Below are 20,357 nucleotides of genomic sequence, written 5' to 3'. Positions count from 1 at the left end.
GTCAGGAGCGCCGCAGCCGCACCGGCAGCGAGGCGAGCCCGCGCAGCACCACGTTCTCCTTGTACGGCGGCGCGGGCTCGGCCAGCTCCAGCCGGGGCGCCGCCGAGGCGAGGGCCGACAGCGCGATCTCGCCCTCCATCCGCGCCAGCGTGGCCCCGAGGCAGAAGTGGATCCCCAGCCCGAAGGCGAGGTGCCGCTCCGGCGAGCGGGTCACGTCGAAGCGGCCAGGATCGGGAAAGACCGCCGGGTCACGATTGGCCGCGCCTATCACGGCCATCACCGGCGTGCCCTTCGGCACCGGCGTCCCGCCCAGCGACACGTCCTCCAGCGCGACCCTGACGGTGAGCTGCACCGGCGGGTCGTACCGGAGCACCTCCTCCACCACTTCCCTGGGCCGCCGCGCCGCCTGCGCCAGCAGCCCGTGCCGGAGCAGGGCCAGGACGCCGTTGGCGATGAGGTTGACGGTCGTCTCGTGGCCGGCCACGAGCAGGAGCACACAGGTGGCCAGGAGCTCGGCCTCGGTGAGCTCCCGCACGCCTGTCAGCGCGCTCAGGAGGTCGTCACCGGGCCGCTCCCGCCTGATCGCGGCGAGCTCGCGGAAGTAGTCGCCGAACTCCCTTCTGGCCCGCCCGGTTTCCGATAAGAGGCCTTCTGTAAGCATCGGGTCAAGGCCGCGGGCAAGCTTCTCGCTCCAGCCGCGAAAGCGTTCGTGGTCCTCTGGAGGCACCCCGAGCATCTCGCTGATCACCATGACCGGCAGCGGGTAGGCGAGCCCCGACACGAGGTCGGCCTCGTCGGGCAGCGCGCGGATCAGCGACGCGGCGATCTCCTCGACGCGCGGGCGGAGCCGTTCGATCATGCGCGGGGTGAACGCCCTGCTCACCAGGGCACGCAGCCTCGTGTGGTCCGGTGGATCCAGCCATAGGAACGATGCAACGGGCTGACCTGGGTCGGCGCCGTTCTGCCTGCCGGAGCCGCGGCCGAAGCGCGGGTCGCGGAGCAGGGTCGTGCACAGCTCGTGCGTGGTGGCGACGAGCAGACCCCCGCGCGTACGGAAGAGGGCGCCACGCGCGCTCAGCTCCCGATAGCGGGAGTAAGGATCATGCAGAAATCCCCGATCGAACGGATCAAAACCCAGGACATCAGCCGGGCTCAGAGCCGCCGGATCCGGAGCACCGGGAGGCCCCATGAGATCGCTCATCCTGGACTGATCGGCGCCGACATATCGCGAGTAGGTCACATATTTCGGATCATGTCAATAGTGCTGGTCAAGCGCGGCGATTGTAATGCTTGACGACCTTTCCAGGATGCGTTTACCGTCTGCGAGGAGCGACTTCGGCCCGGTGAAGAGGCCCAAGTCAGCTGTTGGGGGGGAGGGCTCCCGATGGATGTGCTCACTGAAGGTGTTGAGCTGAGCCATGCGGATCTTGCATTGCTCGCGGAGCTGGCCAAGGGGGTCACGGTCGACCGGGTGGGCAGACGGCTGGACATCAGCGGGCGCACAGTGCGCAGGAGACTACGTGGCATCTGCGACCGCATCGGTGTCGCCACGGCGATCGAGGCCGTGGCATGGGCGGCCCGCCGCCAGCTGATCTAGCGGCGAGCGGCCAGGGGAAGGGGGTCCGGGGTCAGTCGGCGATGCGTACCGCGCCGGCGAACGGCCTGTTGGCGATCGAGGCGATCCGTACGACGTCACCGGTCTGCGGCGCGTGCACCATCATGCCGCCGCCCAGGTAGATGCCCACGTGGTGCAGGTCGCTGTAGAAGAACACCAGGTCGCCGGGGCGCATCTCCTCGCGTGAGATGTGCCTGCCGGCGGTCCACTGGCTGCCGGTGTAGTGCGGCAGGGAGATGCCGACCTTCTGGTAGGCGGCCATGACCAGGCCCGAGCAGTCGTAGGAGCTGGGGCCCTCGGCGCCCCAGACGTACGGCTTGAGCTGCTGCGTGAGCGCCCACCGCGCGGCCTGGGCGGCCTTGCCGCTGCCAACGATCGGCAGGTTGACGCGCTGCGCCCGCGTGCCGGGACGGCCGGCCTCGCCCAGCGCCCGCCTGAACAGGTTGCTCTCGACCTTGGTGACCAGCTTGGTGATCTTGTCGCGCTTGGTGTCGAGCTCGGAGACGATCTCCTGGACCTCGTCGATGCGTGCCTGGGCGCCGGCCCTGGCGCGCTCGGCGGCCTCCCTGGCCTGGGTGACCTGGTTGACCTCCGCGCCCTGCTGCTGCTCCAGCACGTCCATGGTGGCGGCGCGGTCGAGGAAGGAGTCGGGGTCGCCGGCGGTGGCGAACGCCAGCATCCGGTTCAGCCCGCCGGTCATGTACGCGTTCTGGGCCAGCAGCGCGACCTCCGTACGCTTGGCCTCGAGCTCGGCCTCACTGGTCGCCAGCGTCTTCCGCGCCGCGTCGGCGGCCTTCTTGGCGGTCTTGAGCTTCTCGCGCTGGCCGTTGTACTCCTCGGTCAGCGTCTCGATCTCGTTGTGCATCTTCTCGACCTGCTTGGCCAGGTCCTGGAGTGAAGGCTTGGGGTCCGCGGACGCCGGGCCGACGGGAATGGCGATCAGGAGCGCCGCGACTGTGAGACTCACCACACCGCCGAGGCGGCGTGATCGCCGGAGCCGTTCCTGAGGGCGCGCGTGCTTGCCCGCCGTCTTCTCCCCGCCGTTGCGCGTGCGCTTCACCAACCAAGCTCCCTTCCTCGACGCCTACCGGGTTAGCTGACGGGTTCGGGCCGGAGCAGCCCTACCGAACGACTCGGATTCACCCCTGGCGGCGGGCGATGGGGGTCGCCGCCGGTGGGTCCCCGGCTCCCCTCGCGGGGATTGGGCGTGTTCCTCGCGCGCGACACGCGGGGAACATCGTCGCTGGACACTAATGCACTCCGAGTTCGTGCTCAACCGGAACTGCCGAGTTCATAGAGGTTTCACAACCGAAGGGTCACAAGGTGATCTCGTGCCTGACTGTGCTGATCGGACTTTATGTCCCCTTCGTTGCTGCTTCAGCCGGATGTGGGGAGCGTGCTCATATGGCCACCACATGTAACAGGATGGGCCCAGAGATGGGAGTTAAGTCTGAGCCGTAATGACATCTGTACTCTGGAGGGCCATGGAGCAGGTGGCCGAACTGGCAACGTCCGAGACCGGGCCCGAGACCGCGGTGGTGGTCCGGCGTGCCCGCACGCCCGACGTCCGGACGGTCAGGCGGCTGGTCGACACCTACGCGGGCGCAGGTCCTCGGCTCCTGGAGAAGGCCACGGTCACCCTGTACGAGGACGTACAGGAGTTCTGGGTGGCCGAGCGGGGCGGGCAGGTCGTCGGCTGCGGTGCGCTCCACGTGCTGTGGGAGGATCTCGCGGAGGTCCGCACCGTGGCGGTGGATCCGGAGTGCCGCGGCATGGGCGTCGGCCATCGGATCGTCTCGGCGCTGATACAGCACGCGAAGGATCTGGGTCTGCGACGTGTATTCTGTCTGACTTTTGAGGTGGACTTCTTCGCGAGGCACGGCTTCCGCCCGATTCAGGGCACGCCGGTCTCTCCCGAGGTCTACGCCGAGCTGCTGGCCTCGTACGACGAGGGTGTGGCGGAGTTCCTCGACCTGGAACACGTCAAACCGAACACCCTGGGCAACACCCGCATGCTGCTCCATCTGACATCGGGTGACGCAGACCTTGACCAGATGGAAAGGTGATTGTTGATACCTATGTCGATACGTTGGGCAGCACAGGCATGTGTCCTGACACGTGCCACATGCGCACTCGAAGCGAGGTGACACGGTGAGCACCGGACAGCCGCCGTATCCGCAGGACGAATCCGGCGAGAATTCCGCGCCCGGCACCCCTTACGGGCAGCAGAACACGGGCCGCCACCCTGGCGAGCCCGACCCGGACGTGACTGTGGTCGGCTACCGGGCGGACGACGCCTACGGCCAGCAACCCCAGTACGGCCAGCAGCAGGGTTACGGCCAGCAGGGTTACGGCCAGCAGCAGGGCTATGGCCAACCCCAGCACGGCCAGCAGCAGGGCTACGGCCAGCAGGGCTACGGACAGCAATACGACCAGCAGCAGTACGGTCAGCAGCAGGGCTACGGCCAGCAACAGCAGTCCCAGCCCGACTACGGCCAGCAGCAGGGCTACGGGCAGCAATACGACCAGCAGCAGTACGGTCAGCAGCAGGGCTACGGCCAGCAACCCCAGTCGGGCCAGCAGCCCCAATACGGCCAGCAGCAGGGCTACGGACAGCAGCAGCAGTCCCAGCCGGGTTACGGCCAGCAGCAGTACGGCGACCAGCAGGGCTACGGCCAGCAGCCCGGCTACGGCCAGCAGCCGCAGTCGGGCCAGCAGCCCGGCTACGCCCAGCAGCCCCCGTCGCAGCCCGGCTACGGGCAGCAGGCCGCTTACGGCCAGCAGCAGCAGTCCCAGCCGGACTACGGTCAGCAGGCCGCCTACGGGCAGCAGGCCCCGTCGCAGCCCGACTACGGCCAGCAGGCGCAGTACGGTCAGCAGGCCCCGTCGCAGCCCGACTACGGTCAGCAGGCCGCTTACGGCCAGCAGCAGCAGTCCCAGCCGGACTACGGTCAGCAGCAGCAGTCGCAGCCCGACTACGGCCAGCAGGGCCAGTACGGTCAGCAGCAGGGCTACGGCCAGCAGGGATATGGACAGCAGCAGCAGTCCCAGCCCGGCTACGCCCAGCCCGGTTACGGCCAGCAGCAGTACGGCGACCAGCAGCAGTACGGCCAGCAGGGCTACGGGCAGCAGCCGCAGCAGTACGGGCAGGGCGGCTACGGCCAGCAGCCCGGCTACGGGCAGCCCTACGGCCAGCCGGTCGGCGTGCAGCCTCCCGGGGCGCCGGCGCCGCTGGCCGAGTGGTGGCAGCGCCTGGTGGCGAGGATCATCGACGGTGTGATCTTCGGCGTCGTGATGTGGGTGGTGTCGCTCGCCCTCACCCCGCTGTACCCGTCCTACAGCTCGATCACCGGGCTCACGTCCGGGCTGACGTTCGGGTTGCTGTACTACCTGGCCGTCGCGATCGTCGTGACCCTGATCTACGTGGCCTACGACTTCCTCCTGGTCAAGCTGAAGGGCCAGACGGTCGGCAAGATGGTCATGGGCATCAAGGTCGCTCAGGTCGGCGGCCCCGTCCCGCCGGAGGGCCTGCCCAACGACGTCTCGCTCAAGCGGGCGCTCGTCACGGTGGGCGGCTACATCGTCTACTGGGTCCCCCTGGTCGGCCCTCTGCTCTCCGCCGTCGCGTACGGGCTGAACGGTGCCTCGCAGCTGTGGGACAAGCCGCTGCAGCAGACCTTCGCGGACAAGTTCGCGAAGACGGTGGTGGTGAAGATCAAGTAGTCTTCCGGAGACGCGACATAGGGGCCGGCCTCGCCGGCCCCTATGTTTTGTGTGTGGACCTGTACCAGAATTAGTTGGCGACCCGAGCCCCCGACGACGCGAGGTGGCAGTTATGGCCGGGACGGCACCGCGGACGGACGTGCTGCCCGCCGAATGGTGGGAACGCCTCGGCGCCCGGCTGATTGAAGCACTCGTCTTCGGGGTCTTCTATTACATTCTGTTCATCGCGCTGTGGGGCATCTTCCGGACTGTCGGGATGGCCGAGGTCTTCGGCGGCCGGCTGCCGGGGGTCTTGGCGTGGCTGGTGGCCGGCCTGGCTTATGCGGGCTACGACTGGTGGGCGCATTCCCGGCGCGGGCGGACCTTCGGTAAGGCGATCATGAGGATTCGCCTGTCCCCGGAGGGGCTGCCGTCCCGGGTTCTGCTCAGGCGGACCCTGGTCTATCCCGCCCCGATCATGCTCATGGGCATTCCGGTCGTCAATCTCGTGGCCGGAATGCTGCTGTTCGGGGTGGGGCTGCTCATCCTGATGGACAAGCCCCTGGAGCGGGGCCCGCATGACCGGGCAGCGGGAACGAGGGTGGTAAAAGATCTTCGCTGAGCTACCCGTACCTGGGGCGATGCCTTTTCGCAAAATTTTCGGTTGATCCGGTAAGGAGCCTGGAGAGACTGGCATTAGGCTATGGGGCGTCCGGGTTGCCGGATGTTGGCGCCCCTGCGGCACGCAGGGTATCTGTGTGGCGCTATGGTCGGTTGCGGGTGGTTGCCGCCCTGGGTGTGCATGAGGGGGCCAGGCTCCCCGTGGTCACGCTCCCAGCGCTTAATGCGCCCCCGAAACCCCGCAAGCCGTGGAGGCGAGGACGAATGGAAGCCCTAACAGACGTATTGTCAGCGCTCATCCCCCCGGTCGTGGTGGGTGGCGCCTTCATCTTTGGCGTAGTGAAGCTGGTCCGGTCCGAGGCGCTGGGAGGCCGGCGAAACCGCGAGGATCAGCCCGAGAGCCAGAACTGATCGGCTAGTCAGCCGAATCCCCGTAGCGCTGAATTGTCTCCACGCCTTTCCGGGTATATGTTTGGGCAGGCGAATGAAACAATGCTCCGCGAAAGGATTGCGTACATGGCCAAGCAGATCCAGGAGATTCTCATCGATGACCTCGATGGGGGCGAGGCCAATGAGACGGTCAGCTTCGCTATTGACGGCTCCACCTATGAGATTGACCTCAGCGACCTTAACGCGAAGAAGCTGAGGGACGCTCTGACGCCTTTCGTGCAGCATGCGCGCAGGGCGGGCGCCGTGTCCACGCGCCGGCGCGGCCGGGGCGGCAACCGTGCGATGAGCCGCGAGAAGAGCTCCGAGATCCGGCAGTGGGCCAAGGCTCACGGCCTGCCGGTCAGCGAGCGCGGCCGCATCGCCTCCACCGTCGTGGAGAAGTACGAAGCCGCCCACTAAGGTGCCGGCTCCCGACCATGCGCTTATGATGCTCGCCTCGGACCCCGGCGGCCGCCATAAGCGCATGATCGTTTCCGTGGCGCTCCCGAATGCGGGACGTTCCGGAAGATGATCTCCTGAGGCGCCCATATGTGGGCGTTTTGGGCGCACGCGTTCCGGCCCCGTCCGCGGCACCGTTTGACCGGCGGTGCCGGCATAAGTGATGGCGGCGGGCGCGAATGCCGTGTGGGGCGGCCATGCCTCATTCGACGTACGCCGGGCGCGTACGAACTGGGCGGCGGCCGCCCACATTGGCTTGTGCGGCGGGCATTGAGGTTCGCGCGGAGGTTGTAGCCCGTCGCATCGAGCGCTTCGCATGCCGCCCCCGTGGAACGGGCCACGTGAAAAAGCCGTGGCGCTCGCTCTTCACTCGCTGTAACGCTTAAGCCGGGCTCGGGCAGACCCGCCGCCGCCGAAAACCCTGTCCCTGCGCGGATGTGGCGTGCTCCGGATTACCGGCAAGCCCGCTGCGGCGAGCCGGGCATAAGCGGCAAGTGCGAGCATCCCTCACACAATGCCGCATCTGGTCGTCATCCACTCCCGCAATGCCGCCATCCTGCGCGGGTACGGGATTCGGATTCCGCGTACCCGCGAGTGCGGGAGAGAGTAGCGGGAATGCCCGCGGCTCGGCTGTCATGCGGGGGAAGGGCGGCTATGGCGCGGATACCGTCCGGTAACCGGGCTGACCGGATGGCGGATTAGTGATTACCGTCTGTGCGGGATGCGTGCTCGAGGCCGACAGGGGCCCTACGCCGTCAAGATCGTGAATTGTCGCCCGATCACCGGCATGCGGAAGGATGGAGCGCATTGACCGGTCTGTCCGACTGCAATGTGAGGAGCGGCGAGTTGTTCGAGAGGTTCACCGACCGGGCGCGGAAGATCCTCGTCCTGTCCCAGGAAGAGGCCAGGGCGCTCGACCACCACCACATCGGCACCGAGCACCTGCTGCTCGGCATGATCCGCGAGGGCGAGGCCGTGGCCGCCAAGGCCCTGGAGGGCTTCGGCATCGGCCTGGAGGGTGCGCGCCGGCAGGTCGTGGAGCTCGTCGGCCGCGGCGAGTCGGCCGCGCAGGGGCACCTGCCGTTCACGGCGCGGGCGAGCCGGGCCCTGCAACTGGCCGGCCAGGAGTCCGCGGACCGGGGCCTCGACTACATCGGCACCGAGCACCTGCTGCTCGGGATCGTCCGCGAGGGTACGGGCACGGCGGTCCAGGCGCTGGTCAAGCTCGGCGCCGACCCCGACGGGGTCCGTCAGGCCGTGGACGCACTCCTCGAGAAGTACCGGGCCCCTCGCTCCTGAGCGCCGCGACGTGCCGGGTCTTGGCCCCCCAGCGTGGGGGAGTGCCGGGTCTTGGCCCCCGAGCGTGGGGCAGCGCCGGATCTCCGTCGCGGACCGGGGAAAGTGCCGGGTCCCGGCCCTTGAGCGGTGTGTGCCGCGTTGTGCTCAGGGCGTAGCGGGCCCGCTTGGTCTTGTATCGAGCCGCGACATAAGATGATTGCGTAATAGATACGGACGCGGCATCTCCAGATGCAGGGGCGGAAACGGCGTCCCCGCGCCGGCTCCGCGCCAGGCGTCCGATGGACGATCCGTGTGGGTCCGCATGCGTCGCGGGCGGCCATTCACCGCCGCTTTCGTGAGCGTCCTAAACATCGTTCGCTTGCGGCGTATCGGGAACACGTCACCCCCGAACAGTAGTTGGATGGAGGGTGAACGCCCTGCTCTCGGGGAACGTCTCTGTTATAGAGCGTGTCAGCGGCAGTGGGCACGGTTCGCCGAGCCAGGGCTAGCATGCGGGAGGACGGGACCGGATTTACCGGCCTGACTGACCGCTCTGTGAGGAGCGACGAGATGTTCGAGAGGTTCACCGACCGAGCGAGGCGTGTTGTCGTCCTGGCCCAAGAAGAGGCCAGGATGCTCAACCACAACTACATCGGCACTGAGCACATTCTTCTTGGTTTGATCCATGAAGGTGAGGGCGTGGCCGCCAAGGCTCTGGAGAGCCTCGGCATCAGCCTTGAGGGTGTGCGCCAGCAGGTCGAGGAGATCATCGGCCAGGGCCAGTCGGCTCCGTCGGGGCACATTCCGTTCACCCCGCGGGCCAAGAAGGTCCTCGAGCTGTCGCTCCGTGAGGCTTTGCAGCTGGGTCACAACTACATCGGCACCGAGCACATCCTGCTCGGGCTCATCCGCGAGGGTGAGGGTGTGGCGGCCCAGGTGCTGGTCAAGCTTGGAGCTGATCTCAACCGTGTCCGGCAGCAGGTCATCCAGTTGCTCCACGGTTACCAGGGCAAGGAGCCGGCCGCGGCGGGCGGTCCGCAGGAGTCGGCCCCGTCGACCTCCCTGGTGCTCGACCAGTTCGGCCGTAACCTGACCCAGGCCGCCCGCGAGGGCAAGCTGGATCCGGTGATCGGCCGCGAGAAGGAGATCGAGCGGGTCATGCAGGTCCTGTCCCGCAGGACCAAGAACAACCCCGTTCTCATCGGCGAGCCCGGCGTCGGCAAGACCGCCGTCGTCGAGGGCCTGTCGCAGAAGATCGTCAGGGGCGAGGTGCCCGAGACGCTGAAGGACAAGCAGCTCTACACGCTTGACCTCGGCGCCCTGGTCGCCGGCTCCCGTTACCGCGGTGACTTCGAGGAGCGCCTGAAGAAGGTGCTCAAGGAGATCCGCACGCGCGGCGACATCATCCTGTTCATCGACGAGCTGCACACGCTCGTGGGTGCGGGCGCCGCGGAGGGCGCGATCGACGCCGCCAGCATCCTCAAGCCGATGCTGGCCCGCGGCGAGCTGCAGACGATCGGCGCGACCACGCTCGACGAGTACCGCAAGTACCTGGAGAAGGACGCGGCGCTGGAGCGGCGCTTCCAGCCGATCCAGGTGGCCGAGCCCTCACTCAGCCACACGATCGAGATCCTCAAGGGTCTGCGCGACCGCTACGAGGCGCACCACCGCGTGTCCATCACCGACGACGCGCTGGTCGCCGCCGCGCAGCTGGCCGACCGCTACATCAGCGACCGCTACCTGCCCGACAAGGCGATCGACCTCATCGACGAGGCCGGTTCCCGGATGCGTATCCGCAGGATGACCGCGCCGCCGGACCTGCGCGAGTACGACGAGAAGATCGCCAACGTCCGTCGCGACAAGGAGTCCGCGATCGACGCGCAGGACTTCGAGAAGGCCGCTGCCCTCCGCGACCAGGAGAAGCAGCTCCAGCTCAAGCGCGAGCGGCGGGAGAAGGAGTGGAAGGCCGGCGACATGGACGTCGTGGCCGAGGTCACCCAGGAGCTGATCGCCGAGGTCCTGGCGACCGCCACCGGTATCCCGGTCTTCAAGCTGACCGAGGAGGAGTCGCAGCGTCTGCTGCGCATGGAGGACGAGCTCCACAAGCGGATCATCGGTCAGGACGACGCCATCAAGGGTCTGTCGCGTTCGATCCGGCGTACGCGCGCCGGGCTGAAGGACCCGCGTCGTCCCGGTGGTTCGTTCATCTTCGCCGGTCCCTCGGGGGTCGGTAAGACCGAGCTGTCCAAGGCTCTGGCGGAGTTCCTCTTCGGTGACGAGGATGCGCTGATCAGTCTGGACATGTCGGAGTTCATGGAGAAGCACACCGTCTCCAGGCTGTTCGGTTCGCCTCCCGGTTACGTCGGTTACGAGGAGGGTGGTCAGCTCACCGAGAAGGTGCGGCGCAAGCCGTTCTCCGTGGTGCTGTTCGACGAGATCGAGAAGGCTCACCCGGACATCTTCAACTCGCTGCTGCAGATCCTGGAGGACGGTCGTCTGACCGACGCCCAGGGCCGGGTGGTCGACTTCAAGAACACGGTCATCATCATGACCACCAACCTCGGTACCCGGGACATCTCCAAGGGCATCGGGGTCGGGTTCGCGAAGTCCAACGACACCGAGTCCAACTACGAGCGGATGAAGGCGAAGGTGCAGGAGGAGCTCAAGCAGCACTTCCGGCCCGAGTTCCTCAACCGTGTCGATGACATCGTGGTCTTCCACCAGCTGACGCCGAACGAGATCATCAAGATCGTGGATCTGATGCTCGCTCAGGTGGATGCCAGGCTGAAGGACCGCGACATGGGGCTCGAGGTTTCGCCCGAGGCCAAGCAGCTGCTCGCCGACCGCGGTTACGACCCGGTCATGGGTGCCCGGCCGCTGCGGCGTACGATCCAGCGCGAGCTGGAGGACTCGCTGTCGGAGAAGATCCTCTACGGCGAACTCCGGCCCGGCCAGGTCGTGAAGGTGACGATCGAGGGCGAGGGCGACAACGCCAAGTTCATCTTCAAGGGCGAGACCGCCTCGAAGATCCCGGACTCGGCTGCCGCGATCGCCGCTCCGATCCAGAACTGACCCTGGGTCTGACGGAAGCCCCCGCGCGAGGATGCCTCGCGCGGGGGCTTTCCGCATGTCAGAAGGGTGATACGGGCGGGACCGCGAGGCAACGGGTCGTGACCGTCCATGACGGGAAGCGATGGTGCGGCGCGGGCATCACCGCATGAGGAACATCCTCAACGGAAGGCTCGCCATGCGCTGCTTCCTCAGCCGTCCCGCCGTGCTCCTGGCCGCCGTCGTCCTGCCCGTCGCGGCGCTCGCCCCTACTGCACACGCGCGGGTGCAGCCGCCCGTCAACGTGGCGGGCCTCAACGTGGCGGACGTCATCCACGGCACCGATCTCAACGTCCCGGTCTGCGGTGGCGGGGCGAATCTCGTCGAGGTACTCAACCCGGAGGCCGTCGTGGACTGTGTCGGGGTCCCGCTGTCCTGAAGCCGCCGGCGGCCCGGCCCCGTCACGGGGCCGGGCCGCTGTCACATTCTGGCGGGCTATCCAGTCATAGCTGTGGACGGTGGCGGCGCTGAGGCCGCCGTTGGGGCCGTGGGAGGTGCCGGATGGAGCCGAGGTCGCCTACTTGTCCGATGGCGCCCGGACGGGGCCATGGGCGGCATGTACGGCATCTTTGGGGATCTTCACATCCCACCTGGGGAGAAGTGAGAAGGTTGCCGTCGTTGCGTAATTGTTGGGTCAGCGGGTATACCACCACCGCGAGTAGTACTACACTGCGTAGAGCTTCGCCAAGTCTCATCCAAGTGAGCCACAAGAGCGTGCTCCCAAGCTGGGGGCCTGCTCCCTGGGGAGTAGCAAGAAGTCAACTCAGGGCGGACGCGCGTGCCACCACCTGGCAGGCATGCTCACATGGTTCGCACGTCCGAGGCGGGCGACGGGAACACTAATGCAAGCCCTGGAGGAAACCGATGCGCCTGCGTCACGATGACGGAACGCTCGTTCACCTCGCCTACAACGCAGGCGTCCACCCCGCTGAGGACCTGGAGAACCTCATCGCGCACCTGACCCGCTACGCGGTCCCGGTGCGCAAGCGGCTGGGCGTCGAGCGGATGGGGATCGGGCTGTGGCTGTCCCCCAGCGTGGCCGACCACCTCACGGCCGACCGCATCGAGCTCGTACGCCTGCGCCGCTCCCTGGAGGAGCGCGGCCTGGAGGTCGTGAGCCTCAACGGCACCGGCGGCCGCAACCAGGAGGTCCCGGGCCCCGACTGGGCCAAGCCCGAGCGCTACCGCTACACGATGGCCCTGGCCAAGATCCTGGCGTTCCTGCTCCCCGAGGACGTGCGCTTCGGCAGCATCTCGACGATCCCGATCGGCTGGCGCCGCGACTGGCCCGCCGACCTGCACTCCATCGCCACCCGCCGGCTGGAGCGGCTGGCCCGCGAGCTGCGCGGCATCTACAGCACGACCGGCAAGACGATCAGGGTCGGGTTCGAGCCGTGGCCGGGATGCGTGCTGGAGACGACCGAGCAGGCGCTGGAGCGGGTGCTCGGCATCGACTCCGAGCACCTGGGTGTGTGCCTCGACGCCTGCCACCTCGCCTGCGACGCCGGTGAGCCGGGTGCGGCGCTGAAGGGTCTGGCCGAGGCCGGGGCGCCGGTGGTCAAGGTGGGCCACGTGCACAACCACACGGGCGATACGCCGGGCACGGGGGCCGTGCTGCAGGACACGCTGACGGCCATGCTGTCGGGCGCGGTGAGCGGCAGCGCGCACATCGAGGTCGAGACGCACAACCTGCTCGTCCCCGGCCGGGCCAAGGGACCGGGGGCGCTGGTGTCGATGCTGGCCGAGGAGCTGGCCTGGGCACGTACGAACCTGACCAGCCTGGGTCTCCAGCTCGCCGCCTAGAGCCCTACAGATTGCCGAACCAGCCCGGCGTGTCCAGCCGCCACGGATTGCCGGGCGTCATCCTGCGCAGGTCCGATTCGAGCTCCCGCAGCCGCTCCTCGCCGAGCTCGGCCGCCCAGCGGGCGCGCAGGGTGTCGAAGACGCGGGCCGAGCGGTCGAGGGCGTCCACGCCGTAGGGGGTCAGGCGCACGATCTTGCGCCTGGTGTCCTGGGGATCGGTGGTGCGCTCGACGTAGCCGATGCGTTCGAGCGTCTCGATCGTCTTGCCTGCGGCCTGCTTGGTGACGCCGAGCGTGCGGCCCAGCTCGACGGCCGTGGTGCCGTCGGGCCCGATGGCCTGCATGACGAATCCGTGCATGGGCCTGATGTCCGGATGGCCCTGCCTGCCGAGCTCGGCGTGGAGCTCGTCGATCAGCAGCCTGAACGCGAGCAGCAGGCGTAGCGGAAGCTCGAAGCCGGGAACGTAGCTTGACACGATAGACAACCTGGTTAACTATATGGACAACGTAGTTGCCTATCTTAGGGGGTGCGGCGGCATGGCCGTCATACGTGGGGCCGAAGCGCGGCGGTCGGAGACTCCAACCGGGGTCATGACGACCTTCGCCTCGCCGACGCAGGGAGGGGCCTCACGGTCCCTGTGGAAGGTCGAGGCCAGGCCGGGCGCCGTGGGGCCCGTGCACGACTTCGACAGCGAGCAGGTGTGGAGCTGGGTGGCCGGGGCGGCGACCGTGGAGCTGGGCGGCGAGACGTACCACGTCGCCGCCGGCGACACCGTCGTCATGCCCGCCCGCACGGTGCGGCGCGTCCTGGCCGACCCCGCCGCCGGCTACACCGCCGTCGTCACCGCGCCGGGCGGAGCCAGGGCCTCGGGCCCCGACGGCGCCGACTTCGGCGTTCCGCCGTGGATCGCGTGAGAGGAAAGACCGATGACCGTTGTCCTGGGAGCGGACTCCCGCAAGGTCGACACCCCGAACGGGGTCATGACCACCCTCGCCTCGCCGACGCAGGGCTCCGCCGGGCAGGCCGTCTGGCGGGTGGAGGCCAGGCCCGGCATGGTGGGGCCGGTGCACGCGTTCGACGCCGAGCTGGTGTGGACGTGGCTCGACGGGGCCGCCGTGGTCGAGCTGGACGGTGAGCGGCACGAGGTGGGCGCGGGCGACACGATGGTGCTGCCCGCGGATGTGAGCAGGCAGATGTTCGCCGATGCCGAGCACGGGTTCGTCTCGATCGTGGTCGCCCCGGCCGGGGCCCAGGTGTACAACCCCGGTGGCGTGTCGGAGCCGGACGCCTGCGACCTGGCCCCCAAGGACGCCGAGCGGCTCGTGCCGCCCTGGGTTCGTTAGGGGGCCAGGGACGCCCGACCATCACCGCGCTGAGCCGGCCTCCCGGCCCTGACCCGGAAGGCGGGCCGGGCGTGCGGGGCCGTCAGGAGGAGAGTGGGCCGGGCGTGCGGGGCCGTCAGGAGGAGAGTGGGCCGGGCGTGCGGGGCCGTCAGGAGGAGAGTGGGCCGGGCGTGCGGGGCTGTCAGGGGGAGTGGGGCAGGCGGTAGGTGCCGTCGTCGAGGGCCTCGGCCAGGCCGTCGGCGACCAGGCCGTCCAGGGCGCGCTCGCGCTGCACCGCGTCGTCCCACACCACGTCGAGCGCCGCCTTCGGCACCGGGCCGTGGGCCTCGCGCAGCACCGCCAGCAGGCGGCCACGGCACTGGCGGTCGGTGCCCGCGTACGTCTGGCCCTTGCGCGCGGGGCCGGCGTGCGGCGGCTTGCCCGCCAGCCGCCAGGCGCACACGTGCGTGATAGGGCAGTCGGCGCAGCGCGGGGCGCGCGCCGAACACACCAGGGCGCCCAGCTCCATCACCGCCACCCCCCAGCGGGCGGCGCCCAGCTCGGGCAGCAGGCGCTCTGCCAGCCGCCGCTCGGCCGCCGAGGTGGCGGTCGGCGGGTACTCCTCGGCGCTGATCGCCCTGGCGAACACCCGCCGGACGTTCGTGTCCAGCACCGCGTGCCGCCCGCCGAAGGCGAAGCTGGCGACGGCGGCCGCGGTGTACTCGCCGATGCCGGGCAGGGCCAGCAGGGTCGCGTGGTCGGACGGCACCTCGCCGCCGTGCTCGTCGGTGATGGCGCGGGCACAGGCGTGCAGGCGCAGCGCCCGCCGCGGGTAACCGAGCCGGCCCCAGTGGCGTACGGCCTCACCGGGCTGCTCGGCGGCCAGCGCCTTGGGGGTGGGCCAGCGCTCCATCCACTCGTGCCAGATCGGCAGCACGCGGACGACGGGGGTCTGCTGGAGCATGATCTCGCTCACCAGCACGCCCCAGGGGGTCGCGTCGGGTGCCCGCCACGGCAGATCCCGGGCGTTGTCCTCGTACCAGTCGAGAACGGCGGTGTGCAGGACGTTCGGCTCAACCACGCGGTCAAGGGTATGGGGCGATGACAACCCTTGGCGTGTCGGCGTTCCAGGAGATGCCATCCCCCGGCGTGTCGTCACTACGCGTCGTTGCCCGCTCACCATCCTGTGCTGTATGGACCCGGATACGATGCGTGGCGACGGCGGTGACATCTACTGGCGGCGCCGGATGAGCGTGCTGGTGGCGGTGCTCGTCGTGGTGGCCGTTGTGGCGTGGGCGTGCTCCAGCGGCGGCAGCGGCCCCGAACGAATGTCCAGCGCGCAGTCCTCACCCAGCGCGAGCGGCAGTACGGCCGCGCAGACCACGCCGGCCGTCGACCCGCTGCTGGCGGGCCTGCGTACGCTGGCCATGGGCACCGCGAGCCCGTCCCCCACGCCCACCCCCAAGGCGGCGCCCTCGGAGCGGCCCAGGCGGCCGGGGGAGCCGTGCGAGGAGAAGGACCTGGTGCTCAGCCTCCAGGGCGGCAGGGAGCAGATCTACGCCGGCGGCTCCCGCCCCACCTTCCTGGTCACGCTGGTGAACACCGGCTCGGTCATGTGCACGGCCGACGTGGGGCCGCGGGCCATGGAGATCAGGATCACCTCGGGCGCCGACCGCATCTGGTCGACGGCCGACTGCGTCAGCGGCGAGGGCAGCGAGGTCAAGGAGTTGCAGCGCGGGGTGCCGTACGTGCGCTCGCTGGAGTGGGACCGGCGGCGCTCCAGCCCCGACTGCCGCTCCACGCCTCCGGCCGCCCTGCCGGGGACGTACGTGGCGGTGGCGCGGATGGGCAAGATGCGCACCAACAAGGGGGTCTTCCACCTGCGCTAGCGTTCCGCGGTCGCCGGGGCGGCGCCGCGCCGGCCCGGGCCGGTGCCCAGGCCGGCCTCCGACGTCGATGACATGGCCCGGCTGTGTGGGGACCGTGTCCGGCTCGTCGGCATGACAGGGCCTGCTTGCCGGCATCGACGCCAGGGCTCAGACGTAGCGCTCCAGGATGGAGGATTCGGCCAGGCGGGAGAGGCCTTCGCGGACGCTGCGGGCCCGGGATTCGCCGACGCCGCCCACCGCCTGGAGGTCGTCGATGCTGGCCGCCAGGAGCTTCTGCAGGCTGCCGAAGTGGTTGACCAGCCTGTCGACGACCGTGGCCGGGAGGCGGGGGACCTTGGCCAGGAGGCGGAAGCCGCGGGGGCTGACCGGGGTCTCCAGCTGGTCGGTGCCGTTGTGGCCGAGGACGTGGGCGACGGCCGAGAGGTCGAGGAGGTCGGCGCCCGAGAGTTCGTCCAGCTCGTGCAGGGCCTCCAGGAGGCGTTTCTGGCGGCGGCCCGCGGGGGCGGGCAGGTAGTCGCGGATGACCAGCTCGCGTTCGGAGTCGACCCCTGCCACCAGCTCGTCCAGTTGCAGCGACAGCAGGCGGCCGTCCGTGCCCAGCTCGACGACGTAGCCCTTGATCTCGTCGGAGATGCGGCGGACCATTTCGAGGCGCTGCGCGACGGCGGCGACGTCTCTGACCGTGACCAGGTCCTCGATCTCCAGGGCCGACAGGGTGCCGGAGACCTCGTCGAGGCGGTGCTTGTAGCGTTCGAGCGTGGCCAGGGCCTGGTTGGCCTTGGACAGGATGGCGGCCGACTCCTCCAGGACGTAGCGGATGCCGTCGAGGTAGAGGGCGATGATGCGCATCGACTTGCTAATGGCGATGATGGGCAGGCCGGTCTGCCTGGCCACGCGCTGGGCGGTGCGGTGGCGGGTGCCGGACTCGTCGGTGGGGATGGCGGGGTCGGGGACGAGGTGCACGGCGGCGCGTACGATCTTGTGGTCGTTGCTCAGCACGATGGCGCCGTCCATCTTGGCCAGCTCGCGCAGCCTGGTGGCCGAGAAGTCGACGTCGAGCTCGAAGCCGCCGCTGCAGACCTCTTCGACGACCCTGTTGTAGCCGAGCACGATGAGCCCGCCGGTCTGCCCGCGCAGAATCCGTTCCAAGCCGTCGCGCAGAGGTGTGCCCGGCGCTACCGCGGCCAGGGCTTCGCGACGGCGGTCGTCCAGACTCCTATCCACCTGACCCCCGTGTCGATCGGTCACCTCAGCTTAGCCGCGCTCATGTGACGTGTGTGAGGGCGTCCCAGACGTTCTCCGCCTGGACCACCTCGAACCCGGGCGCGAACGCCACCGGCCCGACCGGCACCAGGGCGCGCTGGCCGCCGCGCCTGCGGCCGCCTTCCTCGAGCGATCCGGCGGGGACGAGGGCGCGCTTGAAGCCCAGGCGGGCCGCCTCCGTCAGCCGCCTGCGCACGTCCTTGACCGGGCGCAGCTCGCCCGCCAGGCCCACCTCGCCCAGCGCGACGAGGCCAGGGGGGAGCGGCTTGTCGCCGGCGGCGCTGGCGACGGCGAGCATGACCGACAGGTCCACGGCGGGGTCGGCCAGCTTGATGCCGCCGACGGTGGCGGTGAACACGTCGCAGCCGCCGAGGCGGGCGTTGAGCCGGCGCTCCAGGACGGCGAGGATCATCTGCACGCGGTAGGTGTCGAGCCCCGACGAGGTGCGCCGGGGCTGCTGCGCCTCGGTGCGGGCCACCAGCGCCTGGACCTCGGCGGGCAGCGGGCGGGTGCCCTCGACCGTGACGGTGACGCAGGTGCCGGGGACCGGCTCGCTGCGCCGGGAGACGAACAGCCCGCTCGGGTCGGTGATGCCCTCGATGCCCCGCTCGTGCAGGTCGAAGCAGCCGATCTCGTCGGTGGGGCCGAACCGGTTCTTGATCGCGCGGACCATGCGGAGCCTGGAGTGGCGGTCGCCCTCGAAGTTCAGCACGACGTCGACGAGGTGCTCCAGGGTGCGGGGGCCGGCGATGGAGCCTTCCTTGGTGACGTGGCCGACGAGGACGGTGGCCATGTTGCGCTCCTTGGCCAGCCGGACGAGGTTGGCCGCCACCTCGCGCACCTGGGTCACCCCGCCGGGCACGCCGGTGGCCTGCGCGGAGCCGATCGTCTGCACCGAGTCGACGACCAGCAGCTGCGGCTGGACCTTCTCCACGTGCGTCACCAGCGCCGACAGCTCGGTCTCCGCCGCCAGGTAGAGCTGGTCCTGGATCGCGCCGATGCGGTCGGCCCGCAGGCGCACCTGGGCCGCCGACTCCTCGCCGGTCACGTAGAGGACGGTCGCCCGCTCGGCGATGCGCGCCGCGGCCTCCAGCAGGAGCGTGGACTTGCCGATGCCGGGCTCGCCCGCCAGCAGCACCACCGCGCCGGGCACCAGGCCGCCGCCCAGCACCCGGTCGAGCTCGGCGACCCCGGTGGTGCGGGCGGTCGCCACCTCGGCCTTGACCTGGCCGATCGGCAGGGCGGGCGCGGTGGTGGCCCCGGCCTGGACGACGTTGACGCCGGCCCTGGCGCCCTCCTCGTCGACCGTGCCCCAGGCCTGGCACTCCCCGCACCTGCCGACCCATTTGGTGGTGCGCCAGCCGCATTCGGTGCAGCGGTATCCGGGCTTCTGGGCAGTCTTGGCCATGCGGAGCAGGCTAGCGGCTGCTACCGACAATCACGCCAGGCCGAGCTCCGACACGAGCATGCGCTTGGGCTTGGCGCCGACGACCTGCTTGGCAGGCTCGCCGTTCTCGAACAGGATCAGCGTCGGGATGCCCATCACCCCGTAGCGGGCCATGATCTCGGGGTTCTCGTCGGTGTTCAGCTTGCCGATCGTCAGGCCGTGCTCGGCCTCGATCTGCTCCAGCACGGGCGCCACCATCCGGCAGGGTCCGCACCACTCGGCCCAGAAGTCGACCAGGATCGGCTTGTCGCTCCTGAGCACCTGCTCCTCGAAGTTGTCGGTGGTCAGCGTGATCATCTTCATCCCCTCACAAAGCAACCCGGGCACGACTGGGCGAGCTGGGCGGCCACCTCGGCGCGGCGGGCGAGCAGCACGCGGATCTCCTGGTCGATCTCGCTGAGCTTGCGCTCGTAGACCTCGACCGACTCGGCGCAGGAGCCTCCCGTGCTGTGCCCCTGGCGCAGGCAGTCGACGAACGGGCGGGTCTCCTCCAGCGTGAAACCGATCTGGAGCAGGGCCCGGATCTCGGAGACCAGCCTGACGTCGTCCTCGCTGTAGGCGCGGTAGCCGTTGGAGGCGCGCCGGGCGCGCAGCAGCCCGTGCTGCTCGTAGTAGCGGAGCGAGCGGGTGCTCACCCCGGTGCGTTCAGCCAGCTCACCGATGCGCATGCCTCCAAGGTAAACGTTGACGTCAGTGTCAAGGTCAAGCCCTCAGAAGTAGCGCCAGCGCAGCACGTTCGGATAGGCCAGCTCCAGGCCGGGCGTCTCGGCGATGGCCTGCTCGGCGACCTCGGGGGTGAACTCGATGCGCAGCACGGCCTCCAGGTCGGCGCGCCGCTGGAAGACCATGCGCAGGTCGAGCTCCTTGCGCTGCCAGCCCTGACGGTCCCAGAACGACTCGACCTCCCGCGGCGAGTACGTCGGCACCGTACGCGAGAACCACCGCCCGAACGACCCCCGGGTGGCGTCGAGGTCCAGGACGAAGGCGGCGCCGCCGCGCCGTACGATCCGGGACAGCTCGCGCAGGCCCGGCTCGCAGCCGGGCCCGAAGAAGTACGCCCAGCGCGCCATGGCCACGTCCACCCCGGCGTCGGGCAGCGGCAGGTCCTGGGCCGCCGCGGCGTGCACGGTCACGTTGGGCAGGCTCGCGCAGCGGCGGCGGGCCAGCGCGGCCAGGTCGCCGTGCGGCTCCACGCCGATCACCCGGGACGCCTCGGCGGCCAGGACGGGCAGGTGGTAGCCGGTGCCGCAGCCGATGTCGAGCACGGTGGCGCCGTCCCACGGGCGCAGGGCGCGCATCGCCGCGTCGGCCGCGCCATCGGGATCGGCGGCGCGGTTCTCCAGCTCGTAGATCTGGGGCGTGTTCCAGATGTTCGGGCTGGGGATCGCACCTTTCGCTATCCGGGTCATGCCCCAACGCTA

Annotated in this window: 20 protein-coding genes, 1 pseudogene and 1 riboswitch; of the genes and pseudogenes, 12 read left to right on the top strand and 9 right to left on the bottom strand. The window is 69.4% G+C overall.

Going from position 1 to position 20,357, the window contains the following annotated elements:
• Window position 1 precedes the first annotated feature (1 nt).
• Entirely contained in the window at window positions 2-883 is an 882-nt protein-coding gene (locus tag ACBJ32_RS35945; RefSeq protein ID WP_375130531.1) for a cytochrome P450, read from the bottom strand.
• A 501-nt stretch (window positions 884-1,384) separates the two neighbouring features.
• Between ACBJ32_RS35945 and ACBJ32_RS35940 the strand changes: the two genes are divergently transcribed.
• The gene (locus ACBJ32_RS35940) at window positions 1,385-1,597 is read left to right on the top strand and encodes a LuxR C-terminal-related transcriptional regulator (RefSeq protein WP_043615366.1); all 213 of its coding nucleotides are present in this window, start codon (window positions 1,385-1,387) and stop codon (window positions 1,595-1,597) included.
• A 31-nt stretch (window positions 1,598-1,628) separates the two neighbouring features.
• Here the strand turns inward: ACBJ32_RS35940 and ACBJ32_RS35935 are convergent, their stop codons facing one another.
• A complete protein-coding gene (locus ACBJ32_RS35935; protein ID WP_375130635.1) occupies window positions 1,629-2,675 on the bottom strand; it encodes an NlpC/P60 family protein in 1,047 nt (348 codons plus the stop codon).
• 6 nt (window positions 2,676-2,681) lie between these two features.
• Window positions 2,682-2,833: riboswitch (cyclic di-AMP (ydaO/yuaA leader) on the bottom strand.
• A 266-nt stretch (window positions 2,834-3,099) separates the two neighbouring features.
• On the opposite strand from ACBJ32_RS35935, the gene ACBJ32_RS35930 reads away from it, so the two are divergent.
• The 8 genes and pseudogenes from ACBJ32_RS35930 to ACBJ32_RS35895 all read left to right on the top strand — a co-directional run bounded on the left by ACBJ32_RS35930 (window position 3,100) and on the right by ACBJ32_RS35895 (window position 13,015).
• Window positions 3,100-3,681 (top strand): amino-acid N-acetyltransferase, encoded by a 582-nt coding sequence (locus tag ACBJ32_RS35930; RefSeq protein ID WP_185111568.1) that lies wholly within the window; start codon window positions 3,100-3,102, stop codon window positions 3,679-3,681.
• A gap of 85 nt (window positions 3,682-3,766) precedes the next feature.
• Window positions 3,767-5,338: an RDD family protein gene (locus tag ACBJ32_RS35925; protein WP_375130530.1), complete on the top strand. Its 1,572-nt coding sequence runs from the start codon at window positions 3,767-3,769 to the stop codon at window positions 5,336-5,338.
• 112 nt (window positions 5,339-5,450) lie between these two features.
• Entirely contained in the window at window positions 5,451-5,939 is a 489-nt protein-coding gene (locus ACBJ32_RS35920; protein ID WP_375130529.1) for an RDD family protein, read from the top strand.
• A 515-nt stretch (window positions 5,940-6,454) separates the two neighbouring features.
• On the top strand, window positions 6,455-6,787 hold the full coding sequence (locus ACBJ32_RS35915; RefSeq protein WP_106243615.1) for an Lsr2 family protein: 333 nt from the start codon (window positions 6,455-6,457) through the stop codon (window positions 6,785-6,787).
• Between the two features lie 885 nt (window positions 6,788-7,672).
• Window positions 7,673-8,110 (top strand): annotated as a pseudogene (locus ACBJ32_RS35910) (Clp protease N-terminal domain-containing protein); the annotation flags it as partial.
• Window positions 8,111-8,674: 564 nt separating this feature from the next.
• The gene (locus ACBJ32_RS35905) at window positions 8,675-11,176 is read left to right on the top strand and encodes an ATP-dependent Clp protease ATP-binding subunit (protein ID WP_253755193.1); all 2,502 of its coding nucleotides are present in this window, start codon (window positions 8,675-8,677) and stop codon (window positions 11,174-11,176) included.
• 145 nt (window positions 11,177-11,321) lie between these two features.
• Complete coding sequence (locus ACBJ32_RS35900; protein ID WP_375130528.1) at window positions 11,322-11,591, top strand: hypothetical protein; 270 nt, start codon at window positions 11,322-11,324, stop codon at window positions 11,589-11,591.
• 485 nt (window positions 11,592-12,076) lie between these two features.
• The gene (locus ACBJ32_RS35895; protein ID WP_375130527.1) at window positions 12,077-13,015 is read left to right on the top strand and encodes a sugar phosphate isomerase/epimerase family protein; all 939 of its coding nucleotides are present in this window, start codon (window positions 12,077-12,079) and stop codon (window positions 13,013-13,015) included.
• Between the two features lie 4 nt (window positions 13,016-13,019).
• Here the strand turns inward: ACBJ32_RS35895 and ACBJ32_RS35890 are convergent, their stop codons facing one another.
• Window positions 13,020-13,490: a MarR family winged helix-turn-helix transcriptional regulator gene (locus ACBJ32_RS35890; protein ID WP_375130526.1), complete on the bottom strand. Its 471-nt coding sequence runs from the start codon at window positions 13,488-13,490 to the stop codon at window positions 13,020-13,022.
• A 115-nt stretch (window positions 13,491-13,605) separates the two neighbouring features.
• Between ACBJ32_RS35890 and ACBJ32_RS35885 the strand changes: the two genes are divergently transcribed.
• Together ACBJ32_RS35885 and ACBJ32_RS35880 are read left to right on the top strand one after the other, a co-directional pair.
• Complete coding sequence (locus ACBJ32_RS35885; RefSeq protein ID WP_375130525.1) at window positions 13,606-13,929, top strand: cupin domain-containing protein; 324 nt, start codon at window positions 13,606-13,608, stop codon at window positions 13,927-13,929.
• 12 nt (window positions 13,930-13,941) lie between these two features.
• Window positions 13,942-14,358, top strand: coding sequence for a cupin domain-containing protein (locus tag ACBJ32_RS35880; RefSeq protein WP_375130524.1), 417 nt, complete (start codon window positions 13,942-13,944; stop codon window positions 14,356-14,358).
• A 181-nt stretch (window positions 14,359-14,539) separates the two neighbouring features.
• On the opposite strand, the gene ACBJ32_RS35875 is transcribed toward ACBJ32_RS35880, so the two are convergent.
• Window positions 14,540-15,301 (bottom strand): A/G-specific adenine glycosylase, encoded by a 762-nt coding sequence (locus tag ACBJ32_RS35875; RefSeq protein WP_375130634.1) that lies wholly within the window; start codon window positions 15,299-15,301, stop codon window positions 14,540-14,542.
• Between the two features lie 229 nt (window positions 15,302-15,530).
• Here ACBJ32_RS35875 and ACBJ32_RS35870 point away from each other — a divergent pair, with 229 nt between their 5' ends.
• The gene (locus tag ACBJ32_RS35870) at window positions 15,531-16,226 is read left to right on the top strand and encodes a hypothetical protein (protein ID WP_357882641.1); all 696 of its coding nucleotides are present in this window, start codon (window positions 15,531-15,533) and stop codon (window positions 16,224-16,226) included.
• 147 nt (window positions 16,227-16,373) lie between these two features.
• Here the strand turns inward: ACBJ32_RS35870 and disA are convergent, their stop codons facing one another.
• From disA to ACBJ32_RS35845, 5 genes are read right to left on the bottom strand one after another with little or no spacing between them, the layout of a single operon-like run.
• Complete coding sequence (disA, locus tag ACBJ32_RS35865) at window positions 16,374-17,450, bottom strand: DNA integrity scanning diadenylate cyclase DisA (protein ID WP_357882638.1); 1,077 nt, start codon at window positions 17,448-17,450, stop codon at window positions 16,374-16,376.
• 40 nt (window positions 17,451-17,490) lie between these two features.
• Entirely contained in the window at window positions 17,491-18,897 is a 1,407-nt protein-coding gene (radA, locus tag ACBJ32_RS35860) for a DNA repair protein RadA (protein ID WP_357882635.1), read from the bottom strand.
• 30 nt (window positions 18,898-18,927) lie between these two features.
• On the bottom strand, window positions 18,928-19,233 hold the full coding sequence (gene trxA / locus ACBJ32_RS35855; protein ID WP_221524547.1) for a thioredoxin: 306 nt from the start codon (window positions 19,231-19,233) through the stop codon (window positions 18,928-18,930).
• Window positions 19,234-19,235: 2 nt separating this feature from the next.
• Window positions 19,236-19,604 carry a MerR family transcriptional regulator gene (locus ACBJ32_RS35850; protein ID WP_357882632.1) on the bottom strand — a complete coding sequence of 123 codons (369 nt, stop codon included), beginning with the start codon at window positions 19,602-19,604 and terminating at the stop codon, window positions 19,236-19,238.
• Window positions 19,605-19,646: 42 nt separating this feature from the next.
• Window positions 19,647-20,345 carry a class I SAM-dependent methyltransferase gene (locus ACBJ32_RS35845; RefSeq protein ID WP_375130523.1) on the bottom strand — a complete coding sequence of 233 codons (699 nt, stop codon included), beginning with the start codon at window positions 20,343-20,345 and terminating at the stop codon, window positions 19,647-19,649.
• Window positions 20,346-20,357 lie beyond the last annotated feature (12 nt).

The organism is Nonomuraea sp. GTA35 (assembly GCF_041950525.1).
Taxonomy (GTDB): Bacteria; Actinomycetota; Actinomycetes; order Streptosporangiales; family Streptosporangiaceae; genus Nonomuraea.
This window is presented reverse-complemented; position numbering and strand designations above follow the sequence as displayed.

Bases quoted from the DNA above. Each gene is read 5' to 3' on its own strand.
- ACBJ32_RS35895 (WP_375130527.1), top strand. From the start codon at position 12,077: ATGCGCCTGCGTCACGATGACGGAACGCTCGTTCACCTCGCCTACAAC.
- ACBJ32_RS35915 (WP_106243615.1), top strand. From the start codon at position 6,455: ATGGCCAAGCAGATCCAGGAGATTCTCATCGATGACCTCGATGGGGGC.
- radA (WP_357882635.1), bottom strand. From the start codon at position 18,897: ATGGCCAAGACTGCCCAGAAGCCCGGATACCGCTGCACCGAATGCGGC.
- ACBJ32_RS35845 (WP_375130523.1), bottom strand. From the start codon at position 20,345: ATGACCCGGATAGCGAAAGGTGCGATCCCCAGCCCGAACATCTGGAAC.
- ACBJ32_RS35880 (WP_375130524.1), top strand. From the start codon at position 13,942: ATGACCGTTGTCCTGGGAGCGGACTCCCGCAAGGTCGACACCCCGAAC.
- ACBJ32_RS35900 (WP_375130528.1), top strand. From the start codon at position 11,322: ATGAGGAACATCCTCAACGGAAGGCTCGCCATGCGCTGCTTCCTCAGC.
- ACBJ32_RS35920 (WP_375130529.1), top strand. From the start codon at position 5,451: ATGGCCGGGACGGCACCGCGGACGGACGTGCTGCCCGCCGAATGGTGG.
- ACBJ32_RS35930 (WP_185111568.1), top strand. From the start codon at position 3,100: ATGGAGCAGGTGGCCGAACTGGCAACGTCCGAGACCGGGCCCGAGACC.
- ACBJ32_RS35875 (WP_375130634.1), bottom strand. From the start codon at position 15,301: ATGCTCCAGCAGACCCCCGTCGTCCGCGTGCTGCCGATCTGGCACGAG.
- ACBJ32_RS35885 (WP_375130525.1), top strand. From the start codon at position 13,606: ATGACGACCTTCGCCTCGCCGACGCAGGGAGGGGCCTCACGGTCCCTG.
- ACBJ32_RS35870 (WP_357882641.1), top strand. From the start codon at position 15,531: ATGGACCCGGATACGATGCGTGGCGACGGCGGTGACATCTACTGGCGG.
- trxA (WP_221524547.1), bottom strand. From the start codon at position 19,233: ATGATCACGCTGACCACCGACAACTTCGAGGAGCAGGTGCTCAGGAGC.
- ACBJ32_RS35850 (WP_357882632.1), bottom strand. From the start codon at position 19,604: ATGCGCATCGGTGAGCTGGCTGAACGCACCGGGGTGAGCACCCGCTCG.
- ACBJ32_RS35940 (WP_043615366.1), top strand. From the start codon at position 1,385: ATGGATGTGCTCACTGAAGGTGTTGAGCTGAGCCATGCGGATCTTGCA.
- ACBJ32_RS35905 (WP_253755193.1), top strand. From the start codon at position 8,675: ATGTTCGAGAGGTTCACCGACCGAGCGAGGCGTGTTGTCGTCCTGGCC.